This is a genomic window from Marinomonas profundimaris (assembly GCF_000508165.1).
In the GTDB taxonomy this organism is placed as follows: domain Bacteria; phylum Pseudomonadota; class Gammaproteobacteria; order Pseudomonadales; family Marinomonadaceae; genus Marinomonas; species Marinomonas profundimaris.
This window is the reverse complement of sequence record NZ_AYOZ01000005.1, coordinates 93,503-114,532: the sequence shown is the minus strand read 5'-3', so window position 1 is coordinate 114,532 and position 21,030 is coordinate 93,503. Positions and strand designations below refer to the sequence as shown.

Genomic DNA, 21,030 nt, shown 5'->3' with positions numbered 1-21,030 from the left:
ATTGCCGTGTAGACTCTCGTAAGACTTCATTTTTTTTGATCAACCACATCTCGGCAAAACCGGTCTGCGATGATCTTCTGAAGCCTCTAGCGAGCGCCCACACAAATTATCTGTTTAAATTCTTAAAGAGCGCGTTTAAGCAATTTGCCTGAACGAGCTGCGTATAATACAGATTAAATTTAATGATGCAACACCTCTATATGAAAAATACAAAAAAGGGCCACAATAAAAATTGTGGCCCTTTAAATTAATACATGTCACTCATAACCAGAGAATTTATTTAATCTCTAAAGCTTGCGCTTCAATACGGGCCTTCCATTCAGCCGGGCCAGTGATATGGACAGACGTTCCTGCAGAATCAACCGCAACCGTCACCGGCATATCAACAACATCAAACTCATAAATAGCCTCCATTCCTAATTCAGGGAACGCAATGACATCAGCTTTCTTAATTGCTTTCGACACAAGGTAGGCCGCACCACCTACAGCCATCAGGTAAACAGCACCAAACTCTTTAATCGCTTCGATCGCAACTGGGCCGCGCTCAGATTTACCAATCATACCGAGCAAACCCGTTTTATCTAGAATGGTTCTTGTGAATTTATCCATTCGAGTCGCTGTAGTTGGCCCTGCAGGACCAACCGCCTCATCTCTTACTGGATCAACTGGACCAACGTAATAGATAAAACGACCCTTAAGATCAACCGGCAATTCTTCACCATTGGCAATCATTTCAACCATTTTCTTATGCGCAGCATCACGCCCAGTGAGCATTTTACCGCTTAGTAAAACCGTCTCACCTGGCTGCCATTCTTTCACTTGCTCTGGCGTAATACTATTTAGATCAACACGACGAACATTTTCACCAACCTCCCAAGTGATCTCCGGCCAATCATCCAATGATGGGGGAACCAAATCAGCAGGGCCTGAGCCATCCAAAACAAAATGCGCATGACGCGTTGCCGCACAGTTAGGAATCATCGCAACAGGCAAAGAAGCAGCATGCGTTGGATAATCCATGATTTTCACATCAAGAACCGTCGTTAAACCACCTAAACCTTGAGCACCAATACCTAAATTATTAACCGCATCAAAAATAGCCAAACGCAACTCTTCAACTCGGCTCTTCGGACCTCTCGCTTTTAGTTCATGGATATCAATCGGATCCATCAAGGATTCTTTTGCCATAACCATGGCTTTTTCAGCTGTACCACCAATACCGATTCCCAACATACCTGGAGGACACCAGCCCGCCCCCATAGTAGGAACGGTTTTCTTAACCCACTCAACTATATCATCAGAAGGATTCAACATCGCAAGCTTTGATTTATTCTCTGAACCACCGCCTTTGGCAGCAACATGAACCTCAACCGTATCACCTGGAACAACTTCCATATGAATGACAGCCGGCGTGTTGTCTTTAGTGTTTTTACGAGCGCCTGCAGGATCAGCCAAAATTGAAGCACGCAAGACGTTATCAGGATTCAAATAAGCACGGCGAACCCCCTCATTAATCATATCCGCAACACTTTTAGAACCTTCCCACTGTACATTCATACCAATTTTGACAAATACGGTAACGATACCAGTATCCTGACAAATGGGGCGCTTACCTTCCGCACACATTCTTGAATTAATAAGAATTTGCGCCATAGCATCTTTTGCCGCCTGACTTTCTTCTCTTTCGTACGCTTCATGAACAGCGTTAACGAAATCCAGAGGGTGGTAATAAGAGATAAACTGCAATGCGTCTGCCACGCTATCAATCAGATCATCTTCTTTAATAATGCTCATGCTTCTCTCCTGCTGAGAATTACAATTGAATCAAGGCTGAAATGGTAAAAGATGCAGGCACGCAAAGAAAGCATTAAGGTGTTTTTAACATAGATATACCCCTTATCAAGCAAATGAATAAGGGGTATATCATCAGGAAAGGGGGTTTTCAGATATCAAAAAAACTATCGACTGACTTTTTGTTCTTTTTCTGCTTTTGGCTTCTGCACCGAATGCTGGATATACTCCTCCAAAATTTGAGCAGTAAATCGCTCCCTCTCAGACAACGAAACTATGCGTTCTGCCTCCCAGTTAATAAGGCGAATAAAAACAGAATATTTTTTTATGAAACCATATCCAATATCCCTAACACTGATTTCATTGGCATCCATCAAGTAAATAACTTGCTCAAGATTCTTTTGAGTCTCAAACTGACCACCCTCACTTGCAGCAACAAGTAAGCGCTGGATATGCTGTATAGGATTCTCTGATGCTCGGGACGTTTTTTTAGTCAGGCTTGACGTCAGGAATTTATCCAGCATCTCCTCTGTATGCTTCTCTCTTTCATTCACATCTGAAATTTGAGCAGACTCACGCTCGAGAAGTCGAATAAAGAGACTCTTATTCTTGATATCGGAAAACTCAAGATCTTTGAGTGAGAGACCGTTCTCTCCCATTATGTCGATGACTTTTTCATAAGACGACATTGCACCTTCACCAACAGACACCGCCAATACCAAGTGACGACGCAGTTCGTGCATAATTTTAGCCGCTCGATAATCTTCTTTTCGCTGTAAATGCTGCTTGTAAGACTCCTGCTTTTTAACCAGGTCATTGCTTATTGCATCAAAACCCTGAACCGCCTCTTGCTCATCCCTCAATCGAGAAATTCGAATTTTAGTGCAACTCTCTTCCCAAGACTCATAAGATTTAGCTCTAGCCTGAAACGCACGCTCTATCGCCTCTTCAAAGCTTTGCTCAATTCTAGCGCGCTCAGCTCGCTCTAAAATCTCACCTTGCTCATGCTCATAGCGCTTTTGCTTTTTAACGTGTAAATTTTCTTGAGCCAAAGAAAGCTGCTTATCCAAGGTATCGATTTCAGTCTGGAGCTTCGTCTCATCAAAATCAGCTAACTTTTCATACACACTGGACCAATAATCATCCTCAGCAAAAGGTACATTTGGATCACTGGTTGCGTACTGTGTTTTTAAAGTTTCAGTGAATTCATGATTCCCAGGGCGAAAGGCTCTAGTCGCATTAATCACATTATCACTAGAAGGCGCATAAGCCGAAGCTGACGAACCCTTCCCACCCATCGCCATCGCATCTACCGAACCTGACTCATCCAACCCCGTTTCTCCCGTCATTTCTTGCTCATTAACCTCATCATAAACGACGCTCGCATCCTGACCCTCAAATTCACCCTGAACATTCACTTGAACAATATCTTCTTCTGAAAAACTGTCGGCCATCTCAACACCTCCGACACTTTCCAAAGAGTCACTTTCATCACTCAAGCCCATGTCATCAAGAATAGTACGAGCAGATTCGTACGCTCGATTTGGGTCGTTATTTTTTTCACTAAAGCGTCGCTGATAGACAGAACCTTCTGAAGGCGACTTGACCGATGATTCTTTGTGATACCTCGGAACAACCCCCCAACTAACACGATAAAGCATAGATCGATCACACAATTGCAAAATAGGCAGCTCTTTTTGAGCAATTTCATACTGCCTAATTAAGGACTCAGCATGGCGTAACGCCATCGTCGATTCACTAGGGTTATTAGAGGTTGCAAGGTTCAGCAACTTAACAACCTTTTGTATGACCTTCTTCCTTTTGCGTATGCTCATAAAACATGCTTCCAGTTGGCTAAATTTCACTCAATATAGAATACGAATTTAGAGGCTTTTTTCAATAGTAAAGTTCAGCCCCATCATCGGGTAAAGTTAAATCATCGCTTAGTAATGATTGAATCTTTTGCAAAATTTCAGCCAAGTTTTCCTTTTCGTATGGAATTGCCTCTAACTTCCCCCAAATAGGGGCTGGCCAACACGGATCAGTTTTATAACGAACAATGTGATGAACATGCAATTGCGGCACCTGATTGCCAAGAGCGGCAATATTTAGCTTTGTGGCAGAAAAGGCATCATGCAGCGCCTCAGCCAACAGACAGCTTTCTGCAAGCAGCTTTTGACGATCCGTTTCAACCAGTTGATAGATCTCAGTGATATTTTTACGCTGAGGTACAAGCACAAACCAAGGAAACTGCGCATCATTTATAATACGGAGCTGGCACAAAGCAAAGTGGCCAACAAGAATAGAATCACGCGCCAACACTGGATTTAACTCAAACATCTTTACATCTTCCTATTTACAAAAAAGGCTTTAATAAGCACTATAGCACCCTATTTTTAAAAACTCTCAGAGACTTGGAGCCCGCATGACGGATATGCAATGTGCTTTAGACGCACAAGCAAAATTAGCCGAATGTCCTCGTTGGGACGAACGCACTCAAACGCTCTATTTTGTTGACATTGATTCTTTCAAACTTCACGCCTACAACCTTCAAACAAAAAAGGTCGAAAGCCGTACCTTTAATGAAGAAATTGGCTGTTTCTCGCTAGACACAAATGGCGGTTTCATTGCTGCATTCCGCTCCGGTGTCTATACATTTGAAAGCTTCACCGCAGATATGAAGCCCTACTGGCTTGCAACTTACGATCAAAAAACCACACGCTTTAATGATGGACGATGCGATGCGAAAGGCCGTTTTCTGGCTGGCACTATGTACTCTCCTAAAGACGCCTTTAATGGTGCGCTACACCAATTCAGTAACGGACAAGAAACACTAATAGACCAGGCCGCTTGGACATCAAATGGTTTGGCTTTCTCACCAGACAACACCATCATGTATTACTCAGATACGCCAAATCATGTGGTTTATCAGTTTGATTATGATATAGAAACAGGCTCAGCCTCGAATAAGCGTGTTTTCATTCAATTTCCACACGGCAATGGTCGCCCAGATGGCGCCGCCGTTGATAGTGAAGGCAATTACTGGTCCGCACTGTATCAAGGACAACGCGTTGTCAAAATCAACCCTCAAGGTGAGATTTTAGAAGAACACACAGTGCCAGCAACTTACCCGACCATGGTCGCGTTTGGCGGCCCCGACATGAAGACTCTTTTTGTGAGCACTTGTCGAGGCGCACAAACAGAAGAGGAACTAAAGCAATTCCCTCAAGCTGGCGGAATATTTGCTTTTGAGACAACGGTTAAGGGCCTAATTGAGCCTCGCTTCGCCGGTTAAGATATTTATTGTTTACGGTTTTATTTTTGACACTAACGTTAATCACTCTCACTTAAAGTACAAACATTATTATGCGCGCAAGTAACTATTTATTCTCAACCCTACGTGAAGCCCCAACCGACGCGGTGGTGACCAGCCACCAACTCATGATTCGTGCAGGTATGATTCGCCAGATTTCAAAAGGCTTATACACTTGGCTACCGACTGGACTTAAAGTATTTCGTAAAGTCGAAAGCATTGTTCGAGACGAAATGGAAAAAGCAGGTTCTTTGGAAGTCATGATGCCAGGCGTTCAGCCCGCTGAACTGTGGCAAGAAACAGGTCGCTGGCAGAAATACGGCGCAGAATTACTTCGCCTAAAAGATCGCCACGGCCGTGACTATTGCCTTGGCCCAACTCATGAAGAAGTCATCACCGAACTTGCGCGCAATGAATTAACCAGCTACAAGCAACTTCCAATGAACTTCTTCCAAATTCAGACCAAATTCCGTGACGAAGTCCGCCCTCGCTTCGGCGTCATGCGCTCACGCGAGTTTTGCATGAAAGACGCCTATTCATTCCACGTTGGCGCAGAATCCTTACAGCAAACTTATGACGTCATGCACCAAGCGTATTGCAACGTATTCGACCGCATTGGCTTAGACTATCGCCCAGTGCGCGCAGACACAGGCAGTATCGGCGGAGCATTCTCTCACGAGTTTCATGTTTTGGCCGACTCTGGTGAAGACGACATTGCTTTCAGTGATTCTTCTGATTTCGCTGCCAATATAGAGCTAGCAGAAGCCGTTTGCCTAAAAGAAAAAGCAGACGCGCCAACACAAGCCTTGACGGAAGTCTTCACTCCAGATTGCAAAACCATTCAGAAGGTCGCTGAATTCCTTAAGCTCAACGTCACTAGCACGGTCAAAACCATGCTGGTAAAAGCCATCGATGAAAACGAGCAACCAACTATCGTCGCGCTTGTGCTTCGTGGTGATCACAACATCAATGAAATCAAAGTGGAAAAACTGTCCGGTCTTGTTGTGCCTTTTGAGTTTGCAGACGAAAGCGACATTGTGGCAAAAATTGGCTGCGCGCCGGGTTCTATCGGCCCTAAAGACCTTAAAGATAAAGGCATTCGCGTGATTGCCGATCGCTCTGCTGCCGTCATGTCTGATTTCTGTGCTGGCGCAAACAAAGACGACTACCACTTCACAGGCTTGAATTGGGAACGTGATTGCGCAGAATTTGAAATTGCTGATATTCGCAACGTCGTTGAAGGTGATCCTTCACCAGACGGCCAGGGCAGCATTGTTATTAAGCGCGGCATCGAAGTGGGCCATATTTTCCAACTTGGCCAACAATACGCAGAAGCATTAAAAGCCACGGTATTGGATGAGAACGGAAAAGCACAAGTCATGCACATGGGCTGTTACGGCATTGGCGTGTCTCGTATCGTTGCAGCGGCCATTGAACAAAATTACGATGACAAAGGCATTTTGTGGCCAGAAAGCATCGCACCCTTTGATATCGCCATTATCGCGATGAATTACGATAAATCAGAAGCGGTGCGCGCCGAGTGCGATCGTCTATACACGGAACTAAAAGCAAAAGGTTTAGACGTATTACTGGATGATCGTAAAGAACGCCCTGGCGTTAAATTTGCGGATTGTGAATTATTGGGCATCCCACATCGTCTCGTTGTAGGTGATAAAGGCTTAGAAAAAGGCACATTAGAATACAAACATCGTAAAGCCGGTGAAAACGAAGACGTCGTCATCGCCGACGCGATCGATTTCATTCTCAGCAAAAAATAATAACATGATGCCTGACAGAATAACCTTAACGCCTGTCAGGCATCATTGCGTTTTGCAAGAAAGAAAAAATATTTCTAAATAGGATCCAAACATGACCACTATTTATCACAACCCTCGCTGCTCAAAGTCACGCCAAACCTTACAACTCCTAGAAGAAAACAACATCCAACCTATCATCAGAATGTATTTGCAAGACACGCCTAGCATTGAAGAATTGCAAGCACTCCTCGCCCAACTACAAGTCTCACCTCTAGAACTTATGCGCACCAAAGAAGACATCTACAAAGAACTAGGCCTAAATAAAGAATCGAGCGACGAAGAGCGCTTACAATCAATGCACAACAATCCGAAATTGATAGAACGCCCAATCGTCATTCACAACAACAAAGCCATCATCGGACGCCCACCTGAAAGCGTTTTGGCACTATTCAAATAACAAGGAAGGCTTAAGTGATTACCACGCCATACATATTGGTTTTATTCTACAGTCGACATGGTTCTATTTCGGAAATGGCCAAACACATCGCACGTGGCATCAATAAAGTGAGCGACATTGAAGCTAAGATACGACAAGTCCCGGACGTATCGGACACAACAAAAATCGCCTCGCCCGCTCTACCTGACGACGGCGCGCCATACTGCACATTAGAAGAGTTGGCGAATTGTTCTGGCCTGGCAATGGGATCTCCATCCTATTTTGGCAGCATGGCCGCCCCACTCAAGCACTTCATCGACCAAACCTCAACACTGTGGCTGACAGGACAATTAATAGATAAACCAGCGTGTGGCTTCACCAGCGCAAGCACCATGCATGGCGGACAAGAACAATGCCTTCACAGCATGATGACGCCACTACTGCATCACGGCATGATTTGGGTTGGACTTCCATACAAAAACAAAGAACTGATTAGCACACTCGCTGGCGGCACACCCTATGGTGCAAGCCATCTGGCAAACAGCTCCAGTGAAAACACCCTAACCAATGACGAAAAGGCGCTGTGTGAAGCGCAAGGAAAACGCATCGCTGAAATGGCCTTGAAGCTACAAAAGTGATTTTTAAGACTTAACAATAAAAAAACCGCGACATAGTGAAGTGACCCCCAGTAATTGGATTAGTCCAACTAATGAGGGTCACTTCATAGGCATCTATGACGCGGTTTTTTTCAAAATCTAGAAAATCAGTGCCGAGGCAGTTCAACATCTTTAAACAACAGCTCGACATCTTGTCGATTGCCCGCCTCCATCGCTGCCATCACCACGTCTTTTGTTAAATGTGGCGCAAAAGATTCGATGAATTTATACATATAACCTCGAATAAATGTATTGCTGCGAATACCAATTTTTGTACAGCTATCAGCAAAAAGATGTGACGCATCCAATGCAACCAAATCTGCATCCTGAACAACATCGTGCGCCATGGAAGCAACAATACCCACACCCAAACCAAGACGAACATAGGTTTTAATTACGTCGGAATCAGCGGCGGTAAAAACCACATTGGGTTGCAAGTCGGCATCTTGAAATGCCCGATCTAATTGAGAGCGACCAGTAAAGCCAAACACGTAAGTCACAATAGGAAACGCCGCCAACGCTTCTAACGTGAGCTTATCCACTTTGGCCAAAGGGTGATCTTTAGGCACAACAACCGAACGATTCCAAGTATAACAAGGCAACATCACCAAATTACCAAACAACTCAAGTGCTTCGGTTGCAATCGCGAAATCGACAATCCCGTCATTCGCCATTTCCGCTATTTGCATTGGTGTACCTTGATGCATATGCAAACTTACCTCAGGGTAGCCGTCAATAAATTGGTTGATGACTTTAGGTAAGGCATATCGCGCCTGAGTATGGGTTGTCGCGATATCCAAAGACCCTTTACGCTCATCGCTAAATTCTTTGGCAACACGCTTAATATTTTGCGTTTGATTCAACACCTCTCCCGCCAAAGCGATAATTTTCTCACCTGCGGGCGTTACATGCGTCAAATGCTTGCCACTGCGCGCAAACACCTCCACACCCAACTCATCTTCCAGAAGCCGAATCTGTTTACTAACACCCGGCTGTGACGTATACAAACTTTGCGCTGTCGCCGAAACATTTAAGTCATGACGCGCTACTTCCCATATATACCTAAGCTGCTGTAACTTCATCATTTTCCTTATTCGAAAAAGAGTTAAAAACATAATAAAATATTACTTTATAGAATAGTAAAAAAGATCTAGTGTTGCCAGCTTAAATAACTTCGATATGGTTTACTGATGGATTTTTTCTGGTACATTTGTGCAGGCGCAGCAGTTGGTTTGGCAGTAGGGATTACTGGCGTTGGCGGCGGCTCATTAATGACACCTCTACTATTAATGCTGGGCATCCCTCCTCATATAGCAATCGGCACCGACCTTATGTACGCAGGCATTGCGAAAAGCACAGGGGTTGTCATGCATGCAAAACGCGGCAACGTTAATTGGAAAATCGTGTTTGCCATGGCTGCAGGAAGCCTACCCGCTTCTTTTCTGACGGTCTGGGCATTGTCTCGATTCGAAAAACCCGATCACTACCAAGAAATACTGACAGGCTCTTTAGGGCTCATGCTTGTCGTTACCGCTGTCGTCATTTTATTTAGATCAAAACTCACCAAAGCATTAAACATTCACGTCAGTGAAAAAATGGGAACAAAAATCATTTTTATCTGCGGTTTTATACTGGGGATATTGGTAACACTAACTTCTGTTGGCGCAGGCGCACTGGGCACCGCCATCATGATGATATTATTTCCTATTATGAGAGCCAAAAATATAGTTGGAACTGATCTTGCGCATGCCGTACCTTTAACGCTCGTCGCGGGTATTGGTCACTTGCTTTTAGGCAATGTCGATTACACCTTGCTGGTTGCTTTATTAATTGGTTCTATCCCAACAATTTACATAGGAACCCGCATTGCCAGCCACGTTCCCAATCATATTTTGCAACCAATTTTAGCCACAGCTCTTTTATCTTTTGGCGTAAAGTATCTTTTCTTCTAAAAACACAAAAAATGAACCGCTAGCGGTTCATTCATCTATAAAAACACGATATTGTTAGAGGCTATAACTAAAAGCAAAAATCAGGAAACCCCGCAATGAGTAATACACGTCTTGAAGACTTAAATATTGCCTCTTTTACCTCTTTGGTAACACCGAGTCAATTAAAGAAAGAACTGCCTGTAAACGAAAGCGTTAGCCGCCACGTAGCGGAATCTCGTGACGTCATTAAGAACATTATGGATGGCAAAGATCACCGTTTAGCCATTGTCATTGGCCCATGCTCCATCCACGACACTCAGGCCGCTATAGATTACGCCAAACGTCTTAAAACGCTCGCAGAGAAACTAGATGATACGCTATACATCATTATGCGCGCTTATTTTGAAAAACCTCGCACTACAGTAGGCTGGAAAGGCTTAATAAACGATCCAAATCTTGATGGAACTTTTGACATAGACAAAGGCATTCGAATCGGACGTAAATTATTAATCGATTTAGCTGAACTTGGTCTTCCACTTGCCACTGAAGCATTAGATCCAATTTCACCACAATATATTCAAGACCTAATTAGCTGGTCTGCGATTGGCGCACGCACAACCGAATCACAAACTCACCGTGAGATGGCGTCTGGATTATCAGGACCTGTTGGCTTTAAAAATGGTACAGATGGCGGCTTAACCGTTGCCGTAAATGCAATGCAGTCTGTCTCTCACTCGCATTCTTTTTTAGGCATTAACGAAAGCGGTGAAGTAAGCATTGTTAATACCAAAGGCAATGGCTATGGTCACCTTGTACTTCGTGGCGGCAACGGTTTACCAAACTATGACGCCGCCAACATTGCATTAAGTGAAGCCGCATTAACCGCCGCAAAACTAAAGCATAATATCATGGTGGATTGCTCTCACGAGAACTCAAACAAAAAACCTGAACGTCAGGTAACCGTTGCAGAAGATTCCACTCAACAAATTTTAGAGGGTAACAACTCTATTATGGGCCTGATGATCGAAAGTAACATCGGCTGGGGAAATCAAAAAGTCCCTACAGACTTAAAAGATCTAACATATGGCGTATCCATTACCGATGCCTGCATCGATTGGGATACAACAGAAAAAACACTAACAGACATGGCTAACTCTCTACGCGATACGCTTCCAAAACGTCAACGTGGATAAGGGTTTAGACTAGAAGCAAACATAAAAAAGGGGAAATCGCTTATAAACGATTTCCCCTTTTCTACTAAATAGCACTTACATGAACGCGTTATCTGTCACCGTGTGATCGGTGGAATCTTTCACCGCAATCAGACCCGGAACCTTTTCCATTAAGGTTTTTTCCACGCCTTCTTTAAGGGTTAGATCGACAGCACTGCAACCCTGACAACCGCCGCCAAATTTTAGTACGGCGACGTTACCATCAACCACCTCTAAAAGACTAACTTCACCACCATGAGCCGCCAAGCCTGGATTAATATCCGAATACAGAACATAGTTAATCTGATCTTCAATCGGACTGTCTGCAGTGACTTTAGGCATTTTGGCATTCGGTGCCTTGATGGTTAATTGACCACCCATTTTTTCTGTTGCGTAGTCAACAAACGCCTCATCCAAAAAAGTGACGGACATTTTTTCAAGGTACACTTTTAACTTGGGTAAATTCAAAATTTCATCGGTTTCGTTTACTTCGTCTGGACGACAGTAAGCAAGGCAAGTTTCAGCATAAGGCGTACCTGGCTGCTGAATAAATATTCGCACGGCAATACCTTCCACTCCTTGCTTCTCAAGCAAAGACGATAGGTATTCTTGGGCACTATCCGTAATGGTAATGTTCATAACAACCCTTTTCTAAATCTACATAACGATCAATAGGCGCTATATTACAGCAGATAAAGAGCAAAGCCAAAGACCAAGTAAAAAAGTAGGGTATTTTTCCTTTTTCTATAAATTGCCTAAAAAAGGGCAGACTTGAATAAGCCTTATTAGAAAAACCCCTAAAGATATAGATAAATATTCATTTTTAGAATAAAGGATATTTGCTAAGATGCGCTAACTAACATTTATTAACCACGGTTCATTTCACTATGTATCAATACGACGCAATTGACCAACAGCTTGTTGAAGAGCGTGTAGCACAATTCCGCGACCAAACACGCCGCTATTTAAACAAAGAGCTCAGCGAGCAAGAATTTTTACCGTTACGACTTCAGAACGGACTTTACGTGCAGCGCTATGCTCCTATGCTGCGCATTGCGATTCCTTACGGAATGCTTTCCAGCACGCAATTGCGTAAATTAGCCGATATCAGTTGTCGTTACGATAGATCTTATGGTCACTTCAGTACACGCCAAAATTTACAACTAAACTGGCCAAAACTGGAAGATGTGCCAGATATTTTAGCGGAACTTGCTGAAGTACAAATGCACGCGGTACAAACCAGCGGCAACTGCATTCGTAACACCACGACAGACCAATACGCTGGCGTCATCGCAGATGAAATCGTTGATCCTCGCCCTTACTGTGAACTGATTCGCCAATGGTCAACCTTTCATCCAGAATTTGCGTTCTTACCCCGTAAATTCAAGATTGCCGTTAATGCGACTGAATCTGCTGATCGTGCCGCAACACAAGTCCATGACATTGGCCTACATATCAAGAAAAATGACGCCGGTGAAATTGGCTTCAAAGTCATTGTCGGTGGCGGCCTTGGTCGTACCCCAATGGTAGGCGTTACTATCAGTGAATTCATCCCCCGTGCAGATTTACTGACTTACCTAGACGCTATCATCCGCGTTTATAACCAGCACGGCCGTCGTGACAACAAATACAAAGCTCGTATCAAAATTTTAGTTAAAGCGCTGGGTATTGAAGAATTTCGCAGCCGCGTTGATGCCGAATGGGCGCACTTAAAAGGCAAAGAAAGCACGGTGCCAATGAGTGAATTTGATCGACTTACTGGTTTCTTCTCTGAACCCTCTTACGATACCTTGGAAAATCAGCCCTCCATTTTAACCAGCAAACTTGCTGATAGCGCTGGGTTTGCACGCTGGTACGAACGCAACACATTCGAACACAAGAAATCTGGTTATCGCGTGGTCACACTGACACTGAAAAAACCAGGGCAAGCACCAGGTGACGCAACATCAGAGCAAATGCATAAAGCCGCCGACCTTTCTGATACTTTTAGCTTTGGCGAATTGCGTGTTAGTCACGAACAAAACCTTGTACTATCAGATGTTCGCCAAGACAAACTTGTTGAACTCTGGGAAGCATCAAAAGAAGCAGGCTTCGCAACACCGACCCTTGGCTTATTAACCGATATGATTTGCTGCCCAGGGGGCGATTTTTGCGCCTTGGCAAATGCGAAATCCATTCCAATTGCAGCACAGATCCAAGAAACCTTTAATGACCTAGACTACCTATATGACTTAGGCAACATCGACCTTAATATTTCTGGCTGCATGAACGCCTGTGGCCATCACCACGTTGGTAACATCGGCATTCTAGGTGTCGACAAAAAAGGCGAAGAATTCTACCAAGTTTCCATTGGTGGCGCTTCAGGCCATGACGCTAGCATCGGTAAAATTTTAGGACCATCATTTGCCCAAGAAGAAGTCAGTCGCATCATCCAGAAACTAATGAATGTATACGTTGAAAATCGCTCTGAAGAAGAGCGCTTCATTGATACTTACCGCCGTGTTGGCATCACACCATTTAAAGAGGCTGCTTATGCCAAAGCTAATTAAGAACGGCAAAATCATCGACAACACTTACGTGTGGCAGCAAGACGCCGAGCAAGAAGTGACGTCGAATAGCATTGTTCCAGCACAAAAATGGCTGAGCGAAAAAGACACCATTGGCTCCGTTGTTGGCATTTGGCTTGAAGCAGGCGATGGCGTTGAATTTTTACAGGACATCGATATAAATCAATTTGACGTAATTGGGGTTAATTTCCCAGCCTTTACAGATGGCCGTGGTTTTAGCTACGCACGCCTGTTAAGAGAAAGATTACATTATCAAGGTGAAATACGCGCTCTTGGCCACTTTATCCCTGATCAACTAGGTTACCTTTTACGCGTTGGCTTTAACGGCTTTCAATTCAATGAAGAGGTTAATTTAGAAAGCGCACTCGCCCTCCATAAGCCGTTTTCAATCGCCTATCAAGGTGATGTTGCCGACCCAAGACCGATATTCTTACGTCGATAACAACCCGCTTTACAATTAAAAACCCAAAAAGGCCATTACGATGGCCTTTTCTATTGCGTATTTGCTGACTCATGATTATCGTATTAAATAGATAAAGTGATTGATTGTTAAAGGAACTTAACGTGTCTAAAAAACGTATTACAAGCCTAATAGTTGGCGCACTACTTTCTACCACCGCACAATCTGCAACGGTGTACATTTCTGATGTTCAATTTGTCGCGATACGCGAAGGATTAGACAATAGTACAAGGGCAGTAGAGCGAGGCCTAAAGAGTGGCACACCGCTCGACGTTCTCGAACAAAGTGAAGGCTATACTAAAGTTCGTACGCCAAGTGGAAATGAAGGCTGGGTGGCAGATTACTTCCTCAGTGAAGATATGGTCACCAGAGATCAATTAGACGCGTTACGAACTCGATTGAGTAAAGGCACAGAAAGCAGAACCGAAATTGTCAATGCACTAAATATCAGTCAACAAAAACTCCAGCAATTAAGCAACACCAACACCGCACTGAAAAACGAAAACGACTCATTAAAAACCCAGCTTGAAAAAGCCGCCGAGCTCTCAGAAAAAGCGCAAGCAATTGTCTCTCAGAACGATGATGTCAGCTACCAAATTGAAAGCCTCAAACAGCAAGCCAGCACAGCCATAGCTCAATCCGAAAAACTACAAGACACGACAGAACAAAAATGGTTTATGTTAGGCGCCGTTACTCTGTTTGGCGGTCTTTTATTAGGCATACTGTTACCCCTGCTGCGTCGCAAGAAAAACAACACCGGCTCTTGGTCTTAACTGAGGTATAAACATGGAAGCATCGATAGTTCACTCCTTCTTTTTAATATTTGCAGGAGCGGCCGTCGTTGCGACCATAGCGCTGTACACTAAGCAACCGATGATCATCGCCTACATAGCCCTGGGCGTTTTATTTGGCCCATCAGCACTGTCTCTAATCAACGAGCCGCAATTAATGGACGAAATGAGCCACATCGGCATCATTTTCTTATTGTTTTTGCTTGGTCTAGACATGCAGCCGAGCCACTTAATTAACATGCTCAAAAAAGCCTCGTGGATTGCCCTACTTAGCTCAGCCGCATTTGCCATTCTCGGCTACTGTGTGGCCATATTGTGTGGTTACAGCTCGATTGAGAGCTTGATCATCGGCATCGCCATGATGTTCTCAAGTACGATTGTCTGTATCAAACTGCTTCCCACAACGGTCTTACACCATAAGCACACTGGCGAACTGGTTGTTGGCCTATTACTCCTACAAGACATGATTGCGATCGCTGTCCTTCTGGTTCTATACAGTATCTCCGGCAGCGACAACAACGGCATGATGCAATACATAAAACCAATCGTCGGACTCCCTTTACTAGTAGCAGGCGCCTTCCTGTTCGTAAAATACATTTTGCTCAAACTGATCACCCGATTTGACCGTTTTCACGAGTATATTTTCTTGGTTTCCATTGGTTGGTGCCTATCCATGGCAGTGCTGGCCGAAACCGCTGGCTTGTCTGCTGAAATGGGCGCTTTTATTGCGGGTGTAGCCTTGGCAACCAGCCCTATTTCTCAATACATAGCCACTCACCTAAAACCCCTGAGAGATTTTTTCTTAATCTTGTTTTTCTTTAGTATTGGCGCCAGCTTCAATCTTGACTTACTCGGATTAGTCATTGTACCTGCATTGATATTAGCCATCGGTTCGATGCTAATTAAGCCCGTTGTATTTAGGTTTTTACTAAAAGGCATTAAGGAAGACGCCAGCACATCTTGGGAAGTCGGTTTTCGCCTAGGGCAAGTCAGTGAGTTTTCTTTACTAATCGCTTACCTTGCGGCGAACATTGGCTTAATAGGAACGGAGGCTTCGCATGTCATACAAGCCACTGCGATATTAAGCTTCGCTCTGTCTACCTATATTGTAATTTTAAATTTCCCCAACCCCATCGCTATTTCAGACAAATTGCGCCGAGATTAACGATATAAAGCATTTTAGATCACCTCAAAAAGCGGTTCTTGGTGATTTATAAAATGCTTTTACCTTGCCCCTTCCTTTAATCACATAAAATATAATAGAATAGCGCGAAATACCTGACTACAAATGCAAAAAGTCTTGTATACTAACGCGCAAATTTCGTCCTAACTTATTTAGAGTAATGTAATGGCTGACTTATCAAAATACAGAAACATCGGTATTTTTGCTCACGTTGACGCGGGCAAAACGACAACAACAGAACGTATTCTTAAACTTACCGGTATGATCCACAAAATCGGTGAAGTACATGAAGGTGAATCTACAACTGACTTCATGGAACAAGAAGCCGAGCGCGGTATTACTATCCAGTCTGCTGCTGTCACTTGTTTCTGGAAAGATCACCGCTTTAACGTTATCGACACACCTGGACACGTTGACTTCACTGTAGAAGTTTACCGTTCTCTTAAAGTCCTTGATGGCGGCATTGGTGTATTCTGTGGTTCAGGTGGTGTTGAACCACAATCTGAAACTAACTGGCGCTATGCTAACGAATCTGAAGTTGCACGTATCATTTTCGTAAACAAACTTGACCGTCTTGGTGCAAGTTTTTACCGCGTTACAGAACAAGTTCAAAAAGTACTAGGTGCGACACCATTAATCATGGTTCTTCCTATCGGTACTGAAGATGAGTTCGTTGGTGTTGTTGACCTTCTAACTCGCAAAGCATACGTTTGGGATGATTCTGGCCAGCCAGAAAACTACAGCATTGAAGACGTTCCTGCTGACATGGTTGACCAAGTTGAAGAATACCGTGAAAAACTTATTGAAACTGCGGTAGAACAAGACGACGACATCATGATGGCCTACATGGATGGTGAAGAACCTTCTATCGACGACATCAACCGTTGTATCCGTAAAGGTACTCGTGACCTTGCGTTCTTCCCAACGTACTGTGGTTCTGCTTTCAAAAACAAAGGCATGCAGCTTCTTCTTGATGCCGTTGTTTCATACCTACCAAGCCCAACAGATGTTATTCCACAAGATCTAACGGACGAAGAAGGTAACCCAAATGGCGAGAAAGCAATCGTATCTGCTGACGAACCATTTAAAGCGCTTGCGTTTAAAATCATGGATGACCGTTTTGGCGCCTTGACTTTCGTACGTGTTTACTCTGGTACGCTTAACAAAGGCGACACGATCCTAAACAGCTTCACAGGCAAAACAGAACGTGTAGGCCGCATGGTTGAAATGCAAGCCGATGACCGTAAAGAAATCAGCTCTGCACAAGCGGGTGATATCCTTGCAATCGTTGGTATGAAAAACGTACAAACTGGACACACTCTTTGTGATCCTAAACACCCTTGTACACTAGAAGCAATGGTTTTCCCTGAGCCAGTAATCTCTATCTCTGTTACTCCGAAAGACAAAGGCGGTAACGAGAAAATGGGTATTGCGATCGGTAAAATGGTTGCAGAAGATCCAACTTTCCGCGTTGAAACTGATATCGATTCAGGTGAAACAATCCTTCGCGGCATGGGTGAGCTTCACCTAGACATCAAAGTAGATATCTTGAAACGTACTTACGGCGTTGATTTGATTGTAGGTCAACCACAGGTTGCTTACCGTGAAACCATCACTAAAGAAGTTGAAGATACTTACACGCATAAGAAACAATCTGGTGGTTCTGGTCAATTCGGTAAAATCGATTACCGTATCAAACCAGGCGAAGTTGGCTCTGGCTTTACGTTCTCTTCTTCTGTTGTGGGCGGTAACGTACCGAAAGAATTCTTCCCAGCAGTAGAAAAAGGCTTCAAGTCTATGATGGACGAAGGTGTTCTAGCTGGCTTCCCAGTTCTAGACGTTGAAGTTCAGTTGTTCGACGGTGGTTTCCACGCAGTTGACTCCTCTGCTATTGCCTTTGAAATCGCTGCTAAAGGCGCTTTCCGTCAGTCTATCCCTAAAGCTGGCCCTCAGTTGATCGAACCTATCATGAAAGTAGATGTGTTCACTCCTGATGATCACGTTGGTGATGTAATCGGTGACCTTAACCGTCGTCGCGGCATGATCAAAGACCAAGAGAAAGGTTTGACTGGTGTTCGCATCAAGGCTGACGTTCCTCTATCTGAAATGTTTGGTTACATCAGTACTCTACGTACAATGACTTCTGGTCGTGGTCAGTTCTCTATGGAGTTCTCTCACTACCTACCATGCCCAATGAACGTGGCAGAAACAGTTATTGCTGCTGTTAAAGAGAAAAAAGAACAAGAACGTAAAGATAAATAATTAATCGCTTACTTTTTGTTCTAAAAAAACCCGTTACGCTTTGCGTATCGGGTTTTTTATTATCTAGAGATAGAACCAAAATTTAGACATAAAAAAAGCGCTTAGAAAGCGCCCTTTTCAAACAACATACAAATTAAGATTAAAACGGCACAGGGTACGCTTTAAAGACCGCCATGATATCTTGCAATGCCTCTTCAGACAGAACCATATCAAATGCATCCATATCTTCTTTGAGCTGCTCTAGAGATGTGGCACCGATAATAGAAGAACTTACACCATCCACTTGATCACACCACGCCAACGCCAACTGAGCGGCCGTCATACCATGCTTATCAGCAACTTTTAAATATTCCCTCACCGCCTTATCAACTAATGGCGTATCACGAAAAATACCATTACGTTGAACATAGCTCCATCGACTGCCTTCAGGACGCGCGCCATCCAAATACTTTCCTGTCAATGCGCCCGCCGCCAAAGGAGACCACGGTAAATACGCCACATCTTCATGCACACAGTTTTCTATCAAGTACGGCCAATCTTTCGTATGCAGCAAGCTAAATTCATTCTGGATCGACGCCACTCGTGGTAAACCATGCTCATCACTTAAACGAATGTATTCGTTGATTCCCCACGTTGTATCATCGGACAAACCAAAATGACGAATTTTACCCGCTTTCACACAAGCATCTATACCCTGCAAAATATCTAACATTTGCGCCGAGTGCGCTTTACCATCCACTTCTGTAAAAGAAATATGACCTGGAAAGTGTTTTGCAAAATGTGGTGTTGTACGATTTGGCCAATGCAGCTGATAAAGGTCAATATAATCCGTTTGCAAGCGCTTCAAAGACGCATCAACCGCTTCAATAATCGCAGCGCCTGTAATAGGGCCGCCATCACGGACATAATGGAGACCTGGACCAGCAATTTTCGTCGCTAAAATAAACTCTTCTCGACGCGATGGATTACGAGACAACCAATCACCAATGATGGTTTCTGTTTTACCGTAAGATTCGGCGTTCGGTGGGATGGAATACATTTCAGCCGTATCGATAAAATTCACACCGTGGGACAGTGCATATTCAATCTGCTCATCTGCGTCTTTTTGATTATTCTGAGTCCCCCAAGTCATGGTACCCAAACATACTCTAGAAACCTCTAAACCAGTTCGCCCGAGTGGAACATATTTCATTTTTACAATCCTTCATGTTTCATTTCACACACGCAATGTGCGCAACAAAGTAAACCAAAGGGTCAATGTAATAAATTTTTGAATGTCAGGCCAGTTTAATCAATGAAAACAATAAGGAGACGCCCAATTTAAATCAGCCCGAACCCTAGAATTAGAATAGTAAAAGGCTCTACTCTTTGTCGTTTAGCAATGCTTCATAACGCCTATCGGTAAGTGTCTTCAAAAAAGCGACAATTGCATCAACACGGCGATCCTGCAATGCCGGCCCCTTTTCCAAATTCAATAAATCAATATTTTCTTCCACTTCTGGTGCCGCCCAAGGCTTGCCGGTTTCAGGATTAATAGTACGGCTAGGGTTATTGTATTTATCATAAAAAAGAACAACCGTTCGCAGGTCCTTAAACACCCCGTTATGCATATAAGGGCCAGTAACCGCAACATTCCGCAAGGAAGGCACTTTAAACTTGCCCGCCTGCTTTGGATCATCAATATCTGGATTATCCAACAAACCAAGGTCTTTTGTATTGCCATTGTGTGCCATAAGAACAGGGTTAGCTGGCACACCAATATTTCTGTACTCATAGTTACTGAAAGTTTCTTGAGGATTCAAAGGCGAGCTATTTAACTGATGACACGCATTACAATTCGTAAACTGCTGAGAAAAGAACAGCGTTTTACCTAATTCTTCCTGTGGTGACAACCGCTCCTCCCCTCTTAACGCCCGATCGTATTTCGAATCAAACGGCATGAATAAAGCCGTTTTTTCAAATGACGCAATAGAATCAGTGATCGCCGCATAACCCTTTTCAGAATCATCCAAAACGCCCTGACCATAAAGTGAATTAAACAGGTTTTCGTATCTCGTATTTTCTTTTACTCGAGAGACAACGGCCGCACCATCCACAATGGCCATTTCAACCGGATTGACAAATGGCCCTTCCGCCTGCTTCGCCAAATCAGAAGCGCGACCATCTAAGAACTGGCCTCCTTTGTACTCACCATTTGCCATACGATGAAATGCCGGTGAAAAAGCCGCGTAACCGGCGGTGGGCGTATTACGACCACCCATTGAATGACCATCGCTACCTAGTGACACCGCACCAAACAGGGCATCCTGCCTTTTATCTACAAACGCATTAGCAATATCATGACACGTACCGCACGACTGATTACGCTCTTTTGAAAGGTTAACATCGAAGAATAATTGCGAGCCAAGCAAAGCTTTAGGGTCTGCCGAAGCAATAGGTAGTACAGAAGCCGGTTTTGTTTTTTTGTGATCCACCAACTGCGATGGTTCACTACAGGCAGAAAGAAGTAGAGCAACGACAGTGGCACCAAGAAAATAACGCAGCATTGGCCTTTCTCTAGCAGTCAAAAATAAGTGCACGAATAATACACCCACGTAGAATTCGAGTAAAACAAAGGCAAACGCTTAGACTCAATCGCACACAAAAAAAGCGTCAAACAAGATCCATATCAA

Annotated in this window: 18 protein-coding genes; 11 read left to right on the top strand and 7 right to left on the bottom strand. The window is 43.9% G+C overall.

The genetic code is table 11. From position 1 onward, the window contains the following. Positions 1-276 precede the first annotated feature (276 nt). The 3 genes from D104_RS23705 to D104_RS23695 form a co-directional block, all read right to left on the bottom strand. Positions 277-1,794, bottom strand: coding sequence for a fumarate hydratase (locus tag D104_RS23705; protein WP_024023136.1), 1,518 nt, complete (start codon positions 1,792-1,794; stop codon positions 277-279). A gap of 164 nt (positions 1,795-1,958) precedes the next feature. Next, on the bottom strand, positions 1,959-3,581 hold the full coding sequence (locus D104_RS23700) for a hypothetical protein (protein ID WP_235075890.1): 1,623 nt from the start codon (positions 3,579-3,581) through the stop codon (positions 1,959-1,961). 106 nt (positions 3,582-3,687) lie between these two features. Continuing rightward, positions 3,688-4,131, bottom strand: a complete 444-nt coding sequence (locus D104_RS23695; RefSeq protein ID WP_024023134.1) for an HIT domain-containing protein — start codon at positions 4,129-4,131, stop codon at positions 3,688-3,690. An 85-nt stretch (positions 4,132-4,216) separates the two neighbouring features. Here D104_RS23695 and D104_RS23690 point away from each other — a divergent pair, with 85 nt between their 5' ends. The 4 genes from D104_RS23690 (at position 4,217) to wrbA (ending at position 7,935) form a co-directional block, all read left to right on the top strand. Beyond that, positions 4,217-5,086, top strand: a complete 870-nt coding sequence (locus D104_RS23690) for an SMP-30/gluconolactonase/LRE family protein (protein WP_024023133.1) — start codon at positions 4,217-4,219, stop codon at positions 5,084-5,086. Positions 5,087-5,157: 71 nt separating this feature from the next. Then, a complete protein-coding gene (locus D104_RS23685; RefSeq protein ID WP_024023132.1) occupies positions 5,158-6,882 on the top strand; it encodes a proline--tRNA ligase in 1,725 nt (574 codons plus the stop codon). A gap of 91 nt (positions 6,883-6,973) precedes the next feature. Continuing rightward, a complete protein-coding gene (gene arsC, locus D104_RS23680; RefSeq protein WP_024023131.1) occupies positions 6,974-7,318 on the top strand; it encodes an arsenate reductase (glutaredoxin) in 345 nt (114 codons plus the stop codon). Positions 7,319-7,332: 14 nt separating this feature from the next. After that, the gene (gene wrbA, locus D104_RS23675) at positions 7,333-7,935 is read left to right on the top strand and encodes an NAD(P)H:quinone oxidoreductase (RefSeq protein ID WP_024023130.1); all 603 of its coding nucleotides are present in this window, start codon (positions 7,333-7,335) and stop codon (positions 7,933-7,935) included. A 125-nt stretch (positions 7,936-8,060) separates the two neighbouring features. On the opposite strand, the gene cysB is transcribed toward wrbA, so the two are convergent. Continuing rightward, positions 8,061-9,035, bottom strand: coding sequence for an HTH-type transcriptional regulator CysB (cysB, locus tag D104_RS23670; RefSeq protein ID WP_031214529.1), 975 nt, complete (start codon positions 9,033-9,035; stop codon positions 8,061-8,063). Positions 9,036-9,143: 108 nt separating this feature from the next. On the opposite strand from cysB, the gene D104_RS23665 reads away from it, so the two are divergent. Then, positions 9,144-9,905 carry a sulfite exporter TauE/SafE family protein gene (locus D104_RS23665; RefSeq protein WP_024023128.1) on the top strand — a complete coding sequence of 254 codons (762 nt, stop codon included), beginning with the start codon at positions 9,144-9,146 and terminating at the stop codon, positions 9,903-9,905. Between the two features lie 95 nt (positions 9,906-10,000). Continuing rightward, positions 10,001-11,077, top strand: a complete 1,077-nt coding sequence (locus tag D104_RS23660; protein WP_024023127.1) for a 3-deoxy-7-phosphoheptulonate synthase — start codon at positions 10,001-10,003, stop codon at positions 11,075-11,077. Between the two features lie 75 nt (positions 11,078-11,152). Here the strand turns inward: D104_RS23660 and nfuA are convergent, their stop codons facing one another. Further along, positions 11,153-11,734 (bottom strand): Fe-S biogenesis protein NfuA, encoded by a 582-nt coding sequence (nfuA, locus tag D104_RS23655; protein WP_024023126.1) that lies wholly within the window; start codon positions 11,732-11,734, stop codon positions 11,153-11,155. 248 nt (positions 11,735-11,982) lie between these two features. On the opposite strand from nfuA, the gene D104_RS23650 reads away from it, so the two are divergent. The 5 genes from D104_RS23650 (at position 11,983) to fusA (ending at position 18,358) form a co-directional block, all read left to right on the top strand. After that, positions 11,983-13,644 carry a nitrite/sulfite reductase gene (locus tag D104_RS23650; protein WP_024023125.1) on the top strand — a complete coding sequence of 554 codons (1,662 nt, stop codon included), beginning with the start codon at positions 11,983-11,985 and terminating at the stop codon, positions 13,642-13,644. Then, positions 13,628-14,104 (top strand): DUF934 domain-containing protein, encoded by a 477-nt coding sequence (locus D104_RS23645; protein ID WP_024023124.1) that lies wholly within the window; start codon positions 13,628-13,630, stop codon positions 14,102-14,104. Before D104_RS23650 ends, D104_RS23645 begins: the two co-directional genes overlap by 17 nt. Positions 14,105-14,226: 122 nt before the next feature. After that, positions 14,227-14,895, top strand: a complete 669-nt coding sequence (locus D104_RS23640; protein WP_024023123.1) for a TIGR04211 family SH3 domain-containing protein — start codon at positions 14,227-14,229, stop codon at positions 14,893-14,895. A 13-nt stretch (positions 14,896-14,908) separates the two neighbouring features. Beyond that, positions 14,909-16,078 carry a cation:proton antiporter domain-containing protein gene (locus D104_RS23635; protein ID WP_024023122.1) on the top strand — a complete coding sequence of 390 codons (1,170 nt, stop codon included), beginning with the start codon at positions 14,909-14,911 and terminating at the stop codon, positions 16,076-16,078. A 183-nt stretch (positions 16,079-16,261) separates the two neighbouring features. Next, complete coding sequence (gene fusA / locus D104_RS23630) at positions 16,262-18,358, top strand: elongation factor G (protein ID WP_024023121.1); 2,097 nt, start codon at positions 16,262-16,264, stop codon at positions 18,356-18,358. A 139-nt stretch (positions 18,359-18,497) separates the two neighbouring features. Here the strand turns inward: fusA and D104_RS23625 are convergent, their stop codons facing one another. After that, positions 18,498-19,550 carry an aldo/keto reductase gene (locus tag D104_RS23625; protein ID WP_024023120.1) on the bottom strand — a complete coding sequence of 351 codons (1,053 nt, stop codon included), beginning with the start codon at positions 19,548-19,550 and terminating at the stop codon, positions 18,498-18,500. Between the two features lie 169 nt (positions 19,551-19,719). Next, positions 19,720-20,904, bottom strand: a complete 1,185-nt coding sequence (locus tag D104_RS23620; RefSeq protein WP_024023119.1) for a cytochrome-c peroxidase — start codon at positions 20,902-20,904, stop codon at positions 19,720-19,722. Positions 20,905-21,030: the final 126 nt, after the last annotated feature.